The sequence below is a fragment of the Neochlamydia sp. AcF84 genome (genome assembly GCF_011087585.1).
Lineage (GTDB): Bacteria > Chlamydiota > Chlamydiia > Chlamydiales > Parachlamydiaceae > Neochlamydia.
Genome location: NZ_VJOT01000076.1, coordinates 26,140 through 42,448 on the forward strand (window position 1 = coordinate 26,140; position 16,309 = coordinate 42,448).

Consider the following 16,309-nt stretch of genomic DNA (forward strand, 5'->3'; position numbering starts at 1 on the left):
TTAGTTGCCTAAGGAGTGTTTTAACAGTTATTATGCATTTTCAAACACTCTTCAAGCAATCTTTTCAGTGTTTCTCTTAATCAGAGGCGCCTTTAAATCGGTAATGGTTTCTTTATCGATGATAATTTCTTCGATGCTGCTGTCAGAGGGAACTTCATACATTAGCTCTTTCATGCTACTTTCCAAAATCATCCGTAAAGCCCTTGCGCCTGTGCCAGCTTCCATTGCTTTATGAGCAATAGCATGGAGAGCTTCGTCTGTAAAGGTAAGCTTTACTCCCTCAAGTTCAAACATAGCCGCAAATTGCTTGGCAACAGCGTTTTTAGGCTTAATTAAAATATCTTTTAGATCTTCTAGTTTAAGTTCATTACAGTTGGCGATACTATTGAAGCGACCAATAAACTCAGGAATCATCCCAAATTGAACAAAATCTTCAGGCTCAGCTTTCGATAAGAGCATGCTCTTTTGGTTAGGATCGATACTTTCTTTAGATTCATTAGTAAATCCGATCGTGCTTCTTCCCAAACGCTTAGCTACCATTTTTTCAAGGTTTACGAAAGCTCCTCCTACAATAAATAGAATATTTTCTGTGTTAACTTTTATATATTCTTGGTTAGGATGCTTACGTCCTCCTTTGGGAGGTACATTAGCTATTGTGCCTTCAACTATTTTTAGAAGAGCTTGTTGCACGCCTTCACCAGAAACATCGCGGGTGATAGAAACATTCGCGGTGGTGCGGTTAATCTTATCAATTTCATCCACATAGATAATTCCCTGCTCAGCTTTAGCTACATCATAGTCAGCCGCTTGTAATAGACGCAGGATGATATTTTCAACATCCTCTCCCACATAACCAGCCTCGGTAAGTGTCGTAGCATCAGCAATAGTAAAAGGGACATCGAGTATAGTTGCTAGTGTTTTAGCTATTAACGTTTTTCCTGAACCGGTAGGACCAAAAAGAAGAACGTTAGATTTGCTAAAATCAATTTTATTTTCCGCATCTTCTTTATTTTTATTTAGCGCTTGTAAACGCTTGTAATGATTATAGACTGCCACAGAAATTGTTCGCTTGGCACTTTCCTGGCCAATAATATATTCATCCAACCGCTCTTTAATTTCTTTAGGTTTTAATAGCTTTAGCTCATGATTGGGTGTCTTTTTTTTATCTAAAATTCCTGCACAAAGGCGAACACATTTATCACAAATATAGACGTTGGGTCCTGAAATAAGCTTTTCCACAGCTTCTTCTGAACGGCCACAGAAAGAGCAGGAAACTACTTCTTTAAGAGGCGTAGGTTTTTTTGACATCTTGACCTTTAAATAAATTATTTTTTAGGTGTAACAACTTCATCAATTAAGCCATACTCTTTTGCTTCAAGAGGACTCATATAAAAATCTCTTTCCGAATCTTGAGCAATTCTTTCTACTTTTTGTCCTGTAGCTTCAGCCATAATTTCATGAATGCGCTTTTTTAAATAAAGAATCTCTTTAGCTTGCAAGGCAATATCAGCAGAAGATCCGCCGACACCTCCAATTGGCTGGTGAATCATAATTCGGCTATTAGGTAAGGCGTAGCGGTGGCCTTTTGTGCCTGCGGCTAGTAAAAGAGCTCCCATGGAAGATGCTTGGCCTATACAGTAAGTATTGATGCGGCAGCCCATCCATTGTAGGACATCGTAGATAGCTAAACCAGCAGTAATGTAACCCCCCATAGAGTTGATGTAAAGATTGACATCTTTTTTAGGATCTTCCATCTTTAAAAATAGAAGTTGAGCTACAACTACATTGGCTACATGATCAGTGATATCGGTTCCAATAAAAACGATGCGGTCTTTAAGTAAGCGGGAAAAAATATCCATCGATCGCTCGCCGCGCCCAGTATCTTCAATCACATAAGGGGTCAATGAGCTTTTTGGTCTTTCTTCATTCATAACAATCCTTCTTTCTTGTAGCTTCTTCAAACTTATAAGATGAAATATTCAGCAAGTCAAGTATTAATCTATATGCTGGGCTTGTTGGACAAGAAGGTCCTTAGTTTTTTGAGTGATTAAAAAACTATGCAGTCTTGCTCGCATATCTTCTGGTTTCATCGATTCGTTAATAAGAGAAGTCTCTTGGCTGAGCATTTGTTTCATAAACTCTTGCATGATTTCTTCTTGGGAAACCTCTATTTGATGATCGTCGGCTACCTCGCGTAGAAGATAGAATAGGCGATAAGTATTTTCAATGTTTTGAGTGATCTGCTGTCTGGCTTCTTCAGATTTTTTTTCAAGCTCCTCGGGGCTTAAGTTTGCTGCCCGAATATTTTTAAGCGCTTGCATGATTTGCAATTCTTTATCTTCTTTTGTCAACGAATAGGGAATATCAAACGGATATTTTTCTGCTAGCTGTTTTTCAATTTGGCGTCGTTGCTCCATCTGGGCATACTCATCTGCACGCTTCTCTAAGTTTTTTTCAATACGGGCCTTTAATTCTTCTACGGTAGGAGCTCCGACTTTGGCAGCTAGCTCATCATTGAGCTCAGGAAGAAGGGCTTGTTGATGAGCTGTGATGGTAATTTTGCAGCGGGTAGGCTTGAAATTTGTAGGCTCAGAATGATCATGCGTAGGATCTTCACAAGTCTGTGCATGGGTAGAGTCTTGCTCACTCATGCCCTCTACGACGTCGTTAACATTTTTGCCAATAAGAAGATTGTATAACCATGCTCCTATCTTGCTCTTTTCTACCTGAAAGCGGGAGTCTTTACAGATTTCAAAGCCTTCATCCATATTTTCAATAGTTAAGTTAACGTAATCCCCTTCAATAATAGGATGATCTGCCTTATCTTCCCAAGTCGCATGCGAAAGTTGAATTTGCTGCAAAATTTCTTGGATCTGAGCAGGGCTAACAGGTTCCTTTTGGACTTTTTTAACGGTCAGTTCATCTGGCTTGACTTTTGGCACCCGTGGCTCTGCTTCATATTCGATGACTAAGTGGGCCCCTTTTTCAAGAGAAATTTCTTTAATTTGTGGGCGTTGGATGGCATCCCTACTAAAAGGGTAAGCGTGGGTAAGTTCAAGAGCTTCCTGGAAAGCAGTGTTGACAAGAAGATCGTTCCATTCTTGGTCGACAGGAGCTTTATAATTTTGCACGATGAAATTTTCAGGAGCCTTTCCTTTACGGAAGCCAGGCAAGGTCACTTCTTTATTAACATTTTTAATAGCTTTCTTGTAGGCCGCCTGAGTTGCTAGAGGAGAGACAGTAATCTCGAGTTTTATTTTACATCCTGGTGCACGTGAAAAAATAACATGAAGGTTATCATTTTTATATTCGTTTTGTTGAGCTGACACAAAAATACCTCATAATAAAAGATGGGGAGGAAAATAGAAAAAACTACTTATTTCAAAGGAGCAAAATTTTAAATTATCATAATCGGAAATTAAGAAGATATTGCTAAAGTAGCGGGTGATGAGATTTGAACTCACGACACTCACGTTGGCAACGTGATGCTCTACCCCTGAGCTACACCCGCAGTCTATTTCCTATGCATAAAAAGTTTGTCAATAGCGGGTGATGAGATTTGAACTCACGACACTCACGTTGGCAACGTGATGCTCTACCCCTGAGCTACACCCGCACGATTTTTAAGCGCAGAAGTGGAAGTATAAAAATATAAAGCTTTTCTAACAAGAAAAAAAGAGAGGTGACTAAAGGCTGTACGAAGAGGGCCTTTTTAAAATTTAAAGGCCCCTTAAGAAAAAAGTTTGGATGGAGACGCTTTAAGGATTATTTAGCTTCCACAAAAGTTGTATAATTTAAAAGATTAACAGGAGATTTTTCGTGTTGCATTCATACTGAATGTTTTTGGCTGCCAGAAAATAAGATTTCTTTGTTTTCATAAAAATAAAAAGAAAAAAAGTAGAGGTGCTCTATGAAGTTTAAGGCAAAAAGGCTAAGAAATAGAGCGATTCATGGTAAGCTTAGAGCCGATTATTTAGGGGGATTTTAAGCTTTAAGGAACATTAGATAAAAAAAGCTAAAGAATTTTTAAAAAGAGAGGTGGCAAAGGCAAAAAATGCTAGCCAAATCTACAAAATGGGCAACTAAATCTTTAAGGAGTAAAGAGGAAAAGACTTTAAATAGTTAAAAAATACCATGAGTGAGGATTTAAGCTATACAGGGATAAATATAAATTACAAGGAAGGTAAGGCAAAAGATAGGGAATGGGGGCCTTTTTTAGCTCTACTTTTTCTTAAAAATGTAGAGGGTAGGGCAAAAAAAAATATAATAATACTTGAATTTATTTACGAATTTTAGTTTGTTTTGACAACATGATCTTAACTTTATATACTGCGCCGATGTGGACAGTAGCTCTTACCCTTCATTAAATATAAATTTTTAAGAATATAACATGCTAAACTTTCGAAAGCTTAAGCAAGATTACTCGTCTGCTTTATTAAAAGATGGAAAAGCTCTCTATGAAAAGGGGACAGTTTCGTCGGCAAAAATCGTCACTTTAGACGCTCAGCGTGTCCGTTTGAGTTGTAAAGTACAAGGGGCCTTTGAAAAAACTTACAATTGTGAAATAGAAATCGATCGGCGTGAATCAACTACCATAGATTCAGATTGCGATTGCCCTCATCAATATGACTGTCAGCATTTATCTGCTGTTTTGTTTTATTTAGAAGCGCATCTAGATGAAACTATTGTAAAATACTCTAAAGAGACCGATCTAGGCAAAAATCCAGCTATTGATGAATCTGAAAAGGAGACCTTACGTGAAACCTTTAAAGAAGCGGAAAATAAAGAAACGGTTCGCCGCAACAAAAAGCAGCAAAAAGAGCTGCTTATAGAATATGTAGGTGCTTCGGATGTCTTAGGAAAATCTCCTTTTTTTCTTCCCGAAGAAGAGCTAATACAAGATAAAGCAGAATTGGCTATCATCTTTTCCAATATAGCCCCTACCTCCACGCAATCTTATGTGGAAGTGCAGCTAGCTTTAAGGTTGCCCTTTCGTTCTAAGCCTTTAAATATCGCCAATGCTCGAGAGTTTTTGGATTCTTTGTGTTATCAAGAGCCTTTTTACATTGGAAATAAACGTTATTATTTCACTCTGCAATCTTTTGATGAAGATAGTGCCCAAACTCTTAAAATGCTGATGGATTTTGCGCGTTTCCCTGAAATAAAAGAAGATCGCAATTTACGCCTTATATACATTGATTTAGAAGCTTTTGGAAACCTTCTTGCTCAGGCTTATGAGGGAGCTATTGCTCGTCCTAAAGCTTTAAATACCTCCTATGAAGCAGAGGCTGAACATCCCTTGCTGCCTTGCTTTTATTGTGGTACTATGGAAGAGCCTTTACGCTATTCAGGCCAGTTTGGGAAGCTGCGTTTTGAATTAGAATATATAAAAGCAGATAGCCCTAAAATCTTGGTTAATCCCACTTTAATGATTGATGATGATCAGCGAGTAACTTTACCTGAAGTGCGCCTCTTTGAATGTGCCAAGCCTGGCTTGTTGTATCAGAACAACTATTATAGATTTCAACCACGTATTCGACGCAAACATCTCCGTAATTTGCCAGCTATTCGTGATGTAACTATCCCTGAAGCTCTTTTTGGAACTTTTGTAGAAAATTCTTTACCTGAGCTTATGCGTTATGCAGATATTTATAATCGTGAGATTATCGATCGCTTTGTAACCCTGCCTTTTGTGGGTAAACTACGTGCTATTTGCGATATAAATTATTTAAATGGTGAGCTAGAAGCAGCTTTACAATTTATTTATGATGATATTGTTGTACCAGCGGCTCCCTCGCAAATTAATCCTAATCACATCTTACCCTTTGTCACCAAAGAAGGAATTTTAGCACGTAATTTGACTGAAGAGCAAAAAATCTTACGAGAACTCTTTCAAGATTTTATTTATGATCCCTCGACCGGTTTTTTTATTGCTAAAACAGATAAAAAAATTATTGAATTTATGACCGATACTATTCCTCATAATCAAGATCGTATTAAATTTAATTGCCCTGAAAATCTTTTAGATCAATTCATTTATGAAGAGACTCAATTCAAAATTCACCTTAAAGAAACCGAGCGTATTGATCAGTATGAAGTGCACATTAAGGTGAATGGGTATTTAAACGGCTTTACTTTAGATATGTTGTGGGAATGTTTATCGACAAAGCGTGCTTTTGTAGAGCTAGCACGAAAAAAGAGCACTAAAAAGAAAGATTCAGCTTCTAAATCGCATAAAATTCTCGTTTTAGAGCTTGATAAATTGGCGCCAATTATCCAATTACTAGATGATATAGGGGTTAAACAGCTAGCAGACCATGTACAGGTTTGCCCTTTGTGGAGCTTATCAAGTATCGATGTCAAGGCTTACCAAGGTTTACCGCTAGATATTACCATGAGTCCTAAGCTAAAACTCATTCAAGAGCAGATGTTAGGCATGGCTATTCCTTGCACAAGTGTTATTCCTAAAAATATTCAAGCCTCGCTTAGATCCTATCAAAATGAAGGGGTAAGCTGGCTTAATCGTTTACGTGACATGCATTTGAACGGTATCCTAGCTGACGATATGGGCCTAGGAAAAACTTTGCAATCGATTATTGCAATTACGCAGCATAAACTTGAGCATCCAAAAGCTATTTCTCTCGTTGTTTGCCCTACTTCTTTGGTTTATAATTGGAAAGAAGAGATTGGTAAGTTTAACCCTCAGCTTAAAGTATTAGCTGTAGATGGCACTCCTACGCAACGTAAAAAATTATTAACCTCTATTCGAGACTTCGATGTCATTATTACCTCTTATAGCCTTTTACAAAAGGATGTAGATTTCTATATTACTATTAAGTTCGGTTATTGCATTCTAGATGAGGCCCAGCATATTAAGAATCGTGGAACCCGCAATGCCAAATCAGTAAAAATGATACAGGCCGCTCATCGTCTAATCCTCACAGGTACACCTATAGAAAATTCATTAGATGAGCTATGGAGCTTGTTTGACTTTTTAATGCCTGGCTTGCTCAGCACTTATGAAAGGTTTGTGGAAAAATATATACGGCATCCTTCCCAGCCTGCCGGCTCCCAACTAGAAATTTTACGCCACAAAGTTTCTCCTTTCATTTTACGGCGCATGAAGCAAGACGTTCTTTCCGAGCTACCGCCTGTCTCTGAAATTGTCTATCATTGCCATCTTTCAGAGGCTCAGCGCGAGCTTTATCATTCTTATGCCGCCTCGGCAAGAGAAGAACTCTCTAAGCTAGTCAAGCGGGAGGGCTTTGAAAAAATTCAGATTCATGTGCTGGCTACCCTGACTCGTTTGAAACAGATTTGTTGCCATCCAGCAATCTTTGCTAAAGACAAAGCGGAAATGGGTGATTCTTCTAAATACGATATGTTGATGGAGTTGCTACAAACTCTTATAGAGGGAAAGCATAAAACTGTCATTTTCAGCCAATATACGCGCATGCTTAATATCATGCGTGAAGATTTACAAAGGCAAGGTATACCTTTTGAATATCTTGATGGAGCGAGTAAGAATCGTTTAAATATTGTAAAAAAATTTAACGAAGATCAAAATATCCCTGTTTTTCTAGTATCTTTAAAGGCCGGAGGTACTGGACTAAATCTTGTCGGAGCTGATACAGTCATTCATTATGATATGTGGTGGAATCCGGCCGTAGAAAATCAGGCAACAGATCGTGTGCATAGGATTGGACAAAAAAATGCCGTTTCAGCATATAAATTGGTGACACTCAATACCATCGAAGAAAAAATCATGGAGCTGCAGAATCGTAAAAAAGGTCTTGTGAAAAAAGTCGTAAGCTCCGATGACGAAGCTATCTCGAAATTGACTTGGGAAGAGGTGTTGGAGTTGTTGCAAACATAAAAGGTACAATAGAGGCCACATGAGTAAGAAAAATCAATTAGGAATCAAAGATAACTTCAGTAAAATGGCCCGTTCTGCTTTTGGGCAGCTTACTAAGTTCCGTGGCGTCTTCTCAAATGATATTGGTATCGATCTTGGAACAGCTAACACCTTAGTTTTTGTTAGAGGAAAAGGCATCGTTTTAGCAGAGCCTTCCGTTGTGGCGGTTGATTCTACTACTAATGAAGTTCTGGCTGTCGGCCAAAAAGCAAAAGCGATGTTAGGCAAGACTCCTCGTAAGATACATGCCGTCAGGCCGATGAAAGACGGGGTTATTGCGGACTTTGAAATTGCCGAAGGTATGCTTAAAGCTTTAATTAAACGTGTGACACCTTCACGTAGCTTATTTCGACCTAAAATTCTTATCGCTGTTCCTTCAGGTATCACAGGAGTAGAAAAGCGTGCAGTAGAGGACTCTGCCCTGCATGCTGGTGCTCAAGAGGTCATCCTTATAGAGGAGCCTATGGCTGCAGCCATTGGGGTCGATTTGCCTGTCCATGAAGCTTCTGCTAATATGATTATTGACATTGGAGGAGGGACGACAGAAATTGCTATTATCTCTTTAGGGGGCATTGTAGAATCCCGTTCTTTAAGGATTGCAGGTGATGAGTTTGACGAGTGCATTGTCAATTATATGCGCCGCACTTACAATTTGATGATCGGTCCTCGAACTGCGGAAGAAATTAAGATGACCATTGGGTCAGCTTATCCCTTGGGAGGCAACGAGCTAGAGATGGAGGTCCGCGGACGCGATCAAGTGGCAGGGCTGCCTGTAACCAAAAGAATTAATTCCGTAGAAATTAGAGAATGCTTAGCTGAACCTATTCAACAAATTATTGAGAGCGTTAAGCTGACATTAGAAAAGTGTCCTCCTGAATTAGCGGCCGATTTGGTGGAAAGAGGCATGGTTTTAGCGGGAGGGGGGGCTTTAATTAAAGGAATTGACAAAGCCTTGATTAAAGAGACTGGCTTACCAGTCATCATCGCTCAAAATCCTTTACTTGCCGTATGTTTGGGCACAGGAAAAGCCCTAGAATATTTGGATAAATTTAAAAGACGTAAACAACTGTAAATGATAGGTAAATAGGTAAGCATTAGCAGGCAAAGTTTAAAGCTAACCAAGCTAATCTCAAGATCTCAAGAGACCCAACATTTAAAAAAATCTTAGATGCTTTTAAGAGAATGCTAAAAATGAGATAAATGGTTATCAAGCAATCGTGTCGTGTTAGAATTCATATTTTTCATTTTCTCCTACCTTACTTATTAAGCTTGTTTAGATAAAAGATAAATCCATACTCATCCTTAGTGATACCTATTAAATTTGTTAGGCTTAGCTAGATGAGAATAAGGGTGCTTAAAGGGTGGGAATATGAAAATTCAAAATCCGCGTCTTAACGAATGGATTGAAGAGATGCGGCAATTAACGCAACCTGATCGCCTTATTTTATGCGACGGTTCTTTAGCTGAGTATGACCAGCTATGTGAGCAAATGTTAAAAGCTGGCTCTTTTCTTAAACTTAATCCTAGTAAGCGTCCCCATAGTTTTCTTTGCCGTTCCGATCCCCGCGATGTCGCGCGTGTAGAAGAAAGTACTTTTATTTGTTCAAAAAATAAGGAAGATGCTGGGCCTACCAATAATTGGCGCGATCCTCAGGACATGAAAAAAACTTTGAAAGCTCTTTTTAAAGGATGTATGCGAGGACGCTCCATGTATGTTATTCCTTATAGCATGGGTCCTTTAGAATCTGATATCTCCCATATAGGAGTAGAGCTTACAGACTCGCCCTATGTCGTCGTCAGTATGCACCTTATGACTCGTATGGGTCAAAAAGTGTTGGATGTGTTAGGGGAGAGTGGCTCTTTTATACCCTGTATCCATTCTGTAGGAAAGCCTTTGGTTAAGGGGGAGAAAGACACCCCTTGGCCTTGTAATCCTGATCATCGATATATTGTACATTTTCCTGAAGAGCGTACCATTTGGTCTTTCGGGAGTGGCTATGGAGGGAATGCTCTTTTAGGTAAAAAATGTTTTGCTTTACGTATTGCTTCAGTTATGGCAAGGGATGAAGGATGGCTAGCAGAACACATGCTTATCCTAGGGATTACTAACCCTCATGGAGAGAAAAAATATATAGCCGCAGCTTTTCCTAGTGCCTGTGGAAAAACAAATTTAGCCATGTTGACCTCTACCCTCCCCGGCTGGAAGGTGGAAGCCATTGGTGATGATATTGCCTGGATGAAATTTGACACCGATGGGCATTTATATGCTATTAATCCGGAAGCAGGCTTTTTTGGCGTGGCACCAGGCACCTCGATGAAATCTAATTCTCAGGCTATGCGGAGCATTGAACGCAATAGCATTTTTACCAACGTGGCCTTGACAGAGGAAGGCGATGTGTGGTGGGAAGGAATGACAGAACAGATACCTAAGCATTTAAAGGATTGGTTAGGCCAGGATTGGACTCCTACCTCTAAAGCTGCAGCTGCACATCCAAACTCTCGTTTTACCGTGCCAGCTTCTCAGTGCCCAGCTATGGACCCAGCTTGGCAAGATCCAAAAGGGGTGCCCATTTCCGCCATTGTATTTGGTGGTAGACGTTCCTCTCTGCAACCTCTGTGTTTGGAATCATTTAGCTGGCAGCATGGTGTTTTTTTTGGTGCGACTGTCTCATCAGAGATGACTGCCGCTGCTACAGGAACGGTAGGTAAGTTACGGCGCGATCCCTTTGCTATGCTGCCATTTTGCGGATATAATATGGGAGACTATTTTGCTCATTGGCTTTCTATGGAAAAACAGACTCATTCTGGAAAATTACCCAAAATTTTTTACGTTAATTGGTTTAGAAAAGGAGAGAAGGGTGAGTGGCTTTGGCCAGGCTATGGTGAAAATATTCGTGTGTTAAAATGGATTTTTGAACGTTGCGCTGGCGTAAACCATGCAATTGAATCACCTTTAGGCTATGTTCCTAGCCCTGGAGCTCTTGACTTAAGTAATTTGCCTATCACAGAAGATGCCCTGGCAAACCTTTTTCATATAGATAAAGAACAATGGAAAAAAGAGGTGCAGGAAACTAAAGCTTACTTCAAAATGTTGGGTGACCGATTACCCAAAAGTCTGCTGCAAGAAATTCTTTCCCTTGAGTCACGATTGCAATGAATCTCGATAATCTTCATTTAAAGTATATACGCAGGCTTATCCTAGTTTTAACCGCTAGTGGAGCTTTAAATATTATTCTCCTTTCCCTCTGCTTTTATTGGTTTATTAAAGATGCTCCGCCTCCCCTTTATTTTGAGCAAAAGCCTGCCTTAAAACAAGAACAACAAGCTCCTTTAGCTAGCACAAAAGGAAATATTGAATTAATCCATTATTTTCGTTCTTTGTCTTTCGATCAATTGATAACTAGGCTTTCAAATCATCAGCTGATAGAAAATGGTTATACTCAAAGGGATATTGCGCTAGCTTGCTTGGTTGCATTTCATCATTTCGATTTATCGCGTGCTTTATTGGGCCATCAACCTTTGGCTCAGCAACGTTCGATTATCTATGGCCAGCTTAGAAGTGGGCAACCAGCTATCATTACTGTATATCCAGGATTATCGGACGAAAATTTTCAAGCGGTTATCCAATTTGCTAACACTGAAAGATGGCCTTTAACCAGCAAAGGGCTATTTTTGCAGCTTAAAAAATTTAAAGATCGGGAGGATGCTAGTTTATCCGATGCTTTTTTTATGACTTCAGAGTTTCTTGCTGTAGAATGGCTTTTTAATCGAGCTGAAGTGCCAATAAGTAAAATAGAGCTGCAAAATATGCTATTGGATGGTACATGGGGCATGCTGTCAGGCTTTGCCGAGCAGCAAAAAATTGTCCAAGATCTTTCAGCTGCTAGAAGGCAACGTTTTTTATTAGAATATATAGATTGTCAGTCCAAACATGCGGCTTATCTACTATTGAAAGTAGATGGAGAGTTTGCTTTGAATAAACTGGATGATTATCATGTAGTGGCTTTATTAGCACTATTAGAAGATAAAACTTCTGAGAGTGAAAAGTATGCTTTAGACCTGCTGGACAGGCCACGCAGTGATAACGTATGGAAAGCTGCAGGAGCTAAGTTATACCAGTATGCAGGCGATCTGATTCCTGAAAACAATTTACCTCATGGCGCCATGAAGCGCTTTGTCTTAGGGCCTTCTCCCGCCGAAACGCCTCTTAAGCGGCCTATAATCCGAGAAAATCCCTCTAAGCCTCTTGCCCCTCTATCATCTCCTAGTCCAACCCCATTTAATTCTTCTCCTAAAAAGCCTGCTAGCCAAACGTTAGCACCTAAAGCCTCTAAGTCACCTACTTCTTCTCCTTCAGATCGTTTATATATTGTTCAAGAAGGAGATTCTCTATGGAAAATTTCTCGGCGCTTTAAGGTCGATATTGAGGTTTTGCGCAACTACAATAAACTTAAAACAGATGATCTGAAACCCGGCACACCTTTAAGAATTCCTTCTTAAGGTGTAAAAATTTTAGAAATTTAGCCCTTTTTCATTCAACTGAACGCTTTTTTTCGATTTTTAAAACTTAATTAAGCGCTTTCTTTGCCTATAGCGTTTTTTTTAGCCTTTAATTTATCATCCTTAAAATAGGCCCGACTATCGATAATTACTTCGTTAGCAAGACCTGCAATGCCTATCAGATTAACAACTAGCATACAAGTAATGCATAGATCAGCAAGATCCCATACTAAATTTATCTGAATTAAAGTTCCTAGGGGAATCAGTAAAATATAAAGATAGGTAAAGGGGCGTGCAAAACGATGCCCTCCTAGATAGGTGATCGCTTGTGTGGCACAGTAAGCCCAGGCAAGAATGGTAGTGAACCCAAACATAATTAGGGCTATGATGACCACATATTCACCGATTTGATGTCCCAGGCCTATACGAAAAGCATAAGTGACCATATTGGTGCTTTGTAGATCACCGTGCTGCCAAGCACCCGTAGTCAATAAAACAAGGCCTGTCATCGTGCATACAATCAAAACCATACAAGGAGCCACAAGAGATACAAGCCCATCGATTACAGGATGTTCTGTACGTGCACTTGCTTGTAAAATGGGTACAATTCCGGTACCTGCATCTGTAGCAAAAATTGCTCGGTTAAAGCCAGTAGTAATGGCTTTTAAGGTGCTAATTCCTATGATACCCCCCGCTGCTGCTTGAAAGTTGAAAGCAGAGGTGAACATTAATTGCAAAGCAGGCCAGACTTTCTCACGATTTAAGTAGAGGATAATCAAAGTAAAAGTAAGATATAAAAAAGCTTTTAAGGGCACAATGATGGAGGCAAAGCGCGCGATTCTTTGAATGCCGCCTAATAAGACGAGTCCAATAAAGAAAGCAAATATAAAGCCGCACAATAAAGGGGGAAAGCCCATCTTTTGGATAGGAAGCGTCATGGAATTGATCTGAGCAAAATTACCTACAGCTAGGGCAGCAAATAGGGTGAAAACGCAAAATATTTTAGCTAGACTGTTTAAGCCAAGCCCTTTACTTAGATAGTACATAGGGCCGCTTACATACTCTCCACCTTCATCTTTCTGGCGATATTTGACGCCCAAAATACAGCTCGAATATTGGATAGCTGAGCCAAAAAAAGCAATGATCCACATCCATATCAAAGCCCCTGGCCCACCTGTTGAGAGGGCTATAGCCATACCGGAGATATTGCCGGTGCCAAAATTTCCTGCCAATACGGTAGAAATGGCTTCAAAATAGCTAATATTTCCTTGTGCGTTTTTTTGTTGTTTAAGTAAATAACCAAAGCTGTTTTTGAGCCTAGCAATTTGAAAGCCACGAAGTTTTATAGTGAAATAGAGGCCTAAAAGTATGATAAAGGGAAATACAACATACAAGGTGAAAATTTGATTGGTCCTTTCTAAACTTGGCATGATGTAAAGGTCCATTAAATTCTCAATTTTATTAGTTAATAGTTCTTTAGAAAAAAATAGTAAAAAATGAAAGAATTCCTTTAGAGATAGGGAAAAGGGTAAAAAGTTAGCAGAAAAATTAATTTCTGCATGCAGGTAAAATATCACAAAATAAGCTGGCTTTCAAGAAGATTATTTGAAAGCTAGTAGCTGCTTTCTTGATTTAAAGCTTGGCATATTGTATTATTTTTTAGTAATTTACAATTTTTTTATCTATGGATTTTATACATCAACCTTATGTACCTGGCGAGACAATTGCTGCTATAGCCACCCCCCCGGGAGAAGGAGGAGTGGCGATTGTCCGGATATCGGGCAATCAAGCTTTTGACGTAGCAAAGAAAGTTTTTTCCGGTCCTGTGCATAGCTATAAGTCCCATACGGCTCATTATGGTCAAATACGCGACTTGAATAATCAGTTTATCGATGATGTGTTGCTCTTGGTCATGCGTGGACCCCGCTCTTATACAGGAGAAGATACTGTGGAAGTGCAATGCCATGGGGGTAGCTTGATTACTCGCCATGTATTAGAAGTTATATTAAAAGCAGGTGCAAGAGCCGCTCGTCCGGGCGAATTTACTTTTAAAGCATTTATGAATGGTAAGCTAGATCTGGCGCAAGCTGAGGCAGTACAATCTTTGATTGGTGCTAAGAATGAATATGCCCTTCAGGCAGCAGAAAGTCAGCTAAAAGGCTCCCTATCCGCGAAAGTGCTAGGCTTTCAAGAACGTCTCACCTTGATCGCCGCTATTTTAGAGGCCTGGGTTGATTTTCCCGAAGAAGGGCTTGAATTTACTACACTAGAAGAGATTTACCAGGATTTGGAGGCTGTTGTTGTAGATATGCAATCTCTTTTTAACACATTTCGCGACGGAAAAATATTACAGGAAGGAATTTCACTTTGTTTGGTAGGTTGTCCCAATGTAGGCAAATCTTCTTTAATGAATGCACTCCTCGATAAAGAGCGGGCGATTGTCTCTCATTTTCCTGGAACAACACGCGATATTGTCGAAGATGAAATACGTTTAAATGGGCTTAATTTGCGCTTGCTAGATACAGCAGGGATTCGGGTGACAGATGAGCTGGTTGAGCAAGAGGGCATTCGCCGCTCCAAAGAAGCTATGGGGCAAGCTGACCTTATTCTTCTTGTGTTAGATGCTACAAAAGGGATCGAGGAACAGGATCACTTTTTGCTTAAGGAAGTCCCTGCTGCTAAGACGATTGTGATATGGAATAAGATCGATTTGCCACATGTATCTTTACCTGTTATCGCTCATCTACCCTATGTAGTGCCCTTATCGGCAAAACAAAAAACGGGACTCGATAGATTACGGCAGGTGATCGACTCTGTCATCTGGAAAGAAGGACCTCCTTCTAAAGAGGAGGTGTTGATTACTAATGTCCGCCATCGAGAAGCCCTACACCTCTCTATTCAAGCAGGCCAAAATGTCCTATCAGGTTTAAAGGAGAATATCTCTCCAGAATTTTTATCGCTGGACATGCGGCAATGCTTAGCTGAACTGGGGAAAATTATTGGAACAAACATTTCGGAAGATATATTATCCGCCATATTTTCGACATTTTGCATCGGTAAATGATTAGATGGATAGAAAAGAAAAAGCAGCCAAAATTTTTACAATATTAAACAAGCTTTATCCTAATCCTCCTATTCCTCTTATACATAAAGATCCTTATACCCTCCTCATAGCTGTGCTATTGTCTGCTCAATGTACCGATAAATGCGTTAATCAAGTGACCCCTAAGCTTTTTGCTAAAGCCGATACGCCCGAGAAGATGGCACAGTTAGACATAGAAGATATTCAAAAGATTGTCCGTCCTTGTGGGCTTTCTGCACGTAAGGCTGCTGCTATCCATCGTCTTTCAGCAATCCTTGCAGAGAAATATCAAGGCAAGGTGCCTGATACTTTTGAGGAATTAGAAGCCTTGCCAGGCATTGGCCATAAGTCTGCCTCTGTGGTCTTAAGTCAATCTTTTGGCAAACCTGCTTTCCCAGTAGATACTCATATCTATCGATGCGCCCTACGTTGGGGGCTAAGCAAGGGAAAAACAATTGCAGCAGTAGAAAAAGATCTTAAGCTCCTTTTCCCTCCAAAAACTTGGAATAAATTACATCTCCAAATCATTTATTTTGCGCGTGAATACTGTTCTGCTCGTCATCCTCATGCGGATAAATGTCCTATCTGCAGGATGATAACCCCAACTTAAGGGGAGATTATAGGCTATATGCTTGGGGCGAATAATTGGAGTGCTGCTTATTTCCTTGCTTTTGAAGGAGCTTAAACACTTTAAAAAACTACCTCCTTACTTTGAAGGCCAATTCAATTTCTTATTAACTGCTTTTGTAGTTGAGAGCACCGTTTCTTTAAAGTGTATCCTTGCATGAAGAGTTGTTTGAAAGCGTATAATT

The 16,309-nt window shown here is 39.7% G+C and carries 10 protein-coding genes and 2 tRNA genes; 6 read left to right on the forward strand and 6 right to left on the reverse strand.

The window, feature by feature from the left end; all coding sequences use genetic code 11:
• Positions 1-51 precede the first annotated feature (51 nt).
• The 5 genes from clpX to NEOC84_RS09060 form a co-directional block, all read right to left on the reverse strand.
• Positions 52-1,308: an ATP-dependent Clp protease ATP-binding subunit ClpX gene (gene clpX, locus NEOC84_RS09040; RefSeq protein WP_166158384.1), complete on the reverse strand. Its 1,257-nt coding sequence runs from the start codon at positions 1,306-1,308 to the stop codon at positions 52-54.
• A gap of 17 nt (positions 1,309-1,325) precedes the next feature.
• On the reverse strand, positions 1,326-1,931 hold the full coding sequence (locus tag NEOC84_RS09045) for an ATP-dependent Clp protease proteolytic subunit (protein ID WP_166158387.1): 606 nt from the start codon (positions 1,929-1,931) through the stop codon (positions 1,326-1,328).
• A 63-nt stretch (positions 1,932-1,994) separates the two neighbouring features.
• Complete coding sequence (tig, locus tag NEOC84_RS09050) at positions 1,995-3,329, reverse strand: trigger factor (RefSeq protein WP_166158390.1); 1,335 nt, start codon at positions 3,327-3,329, stop codon at positions 1,995-1,997.
• A gap of 110 nt (positions 3,330-3,439) precedes the next feature.
• A tRNA-Gly gene (locus tag NEOC84_RS09055) sits at positions 3,440-3,511 on the reverse strand.
• Positions 3,512-3,544: 33 nt separating this feature from the next.
• A tRNA-Gly gene (locus NEOC84_RS09060) sits at positions 3,545-3,616 on the reverse strand.
• Between the two features lie 774 nt (positions 3,617-4,390).
• On the opposite strand from NEOC84_RS09060, the gene NEOC84_RS09065 reads away from it, so the two are divergent.
• The 4 genes from NEOC84_RS09065 (at position 4,391) to NEOC84_RS09080 (ending at position 12,415) form a co-directional block, all read left to right on the forward strand.
• Entirely contained in the window at positions 4,391-7,876 is a 3,486-nt protein-coding gene (locus tag NEOC84_RS09065) for a DEAD/DEAH box helicase (protein WP_166158393.1), read from the forward strand.
• Between the two features lie 64 nt (positions 7,877-7,940).
• Positions 7,941-8,987: a rod shape-determining protein gene (locus tag NEOC84_RS09070; RefSeq protein ID WP_174232801.1), complete on the forward strand. Its 1,047-nt coding sequence runs from the start codon at positions 7,941-7,943 to the stop codon at positions 8,985-8,987.
• A 297-nt stretch (positions 8,988-9,284) separates the two neighbouring features.
• Positions 9,285-11,072: a phosphoenolpyruvate carboxykinase (GTP) gene (locus tag NEOC84_RS09075; RefSeq protein WP_166158396.1), complete on the forward strand. Its 1,788-nt coding sequence runs from the start codon at positions 9,285-9,287 to the stop codon at positions 11,070-11,072.
• Positions 11,069-12,415 (forward strand): LysM peptidoglycan-binding domain-containing protein, encoded by a 1,347-nt coding sequence (locus NEOC84_RS09080; protein WP_166158399.1) that lies wholly within the window; start codon positions 11,069-11,071, stop codon positions 12,413-12,415. Before NEOC84_RS09075 ends, NEOC84_RS09080 begins: the two co-directional genes overlap by 4 nt.
• A gap of 71 nt (positions 12,416-12,486) precedes the next feature.
• Here NEOC84_RS09080 and NEOC84_RS09085 read toward each other — a convergent pair whose 3' ends face one another.
• Positions 12,487-13,845, reverse strand: a complete 1,359-nt coding sequence (locus NEOC84_RS09085; protein WP_242678248.1) for an amino acid carrier protein — start codon at positions 13,843-13,845, stop codon at positions 12,487-12,489.
• Positions 13,846-14,099: 254 nt separating this feature from the next.
• Here NEOC84_RS09085 and mnmE point away from each other — a divergent pair, with 254 nt between their 5' ends.
• Together mnmE and nth are read left to right on the forward strand one after the other, a co-directional pair.
• Complete coding sequence (gene mnmE / locus NEOC84_RS09090) at positions 14,100-15,479, forward strand: tRNA uridine-5-carboxymethylaminomethyl(34) synthesis GTPase MnmE (protein WP_166158405.1); 1,380 nt, start codon at positions 14,100-14,102, stop codon at positions 15,477-15,479.
• Between the two features lie 4 nt (positions 15,480-15,483).
• The gene (gene nth, locus NEOC84_RS09095; RefSeq protein WP_166158408.1) at positions 15,484-16,107 is read left to right on the forward strand and encodes an endonuclease III; all 624 of its coding nucleotides are present in this window, start codon (positions 15,484-15,486) and stop codon (positions 16,105-16,107) included.
• The last annotated feature ends 202 nt before the right edge of the window (positions 16,108-16,309 follow it).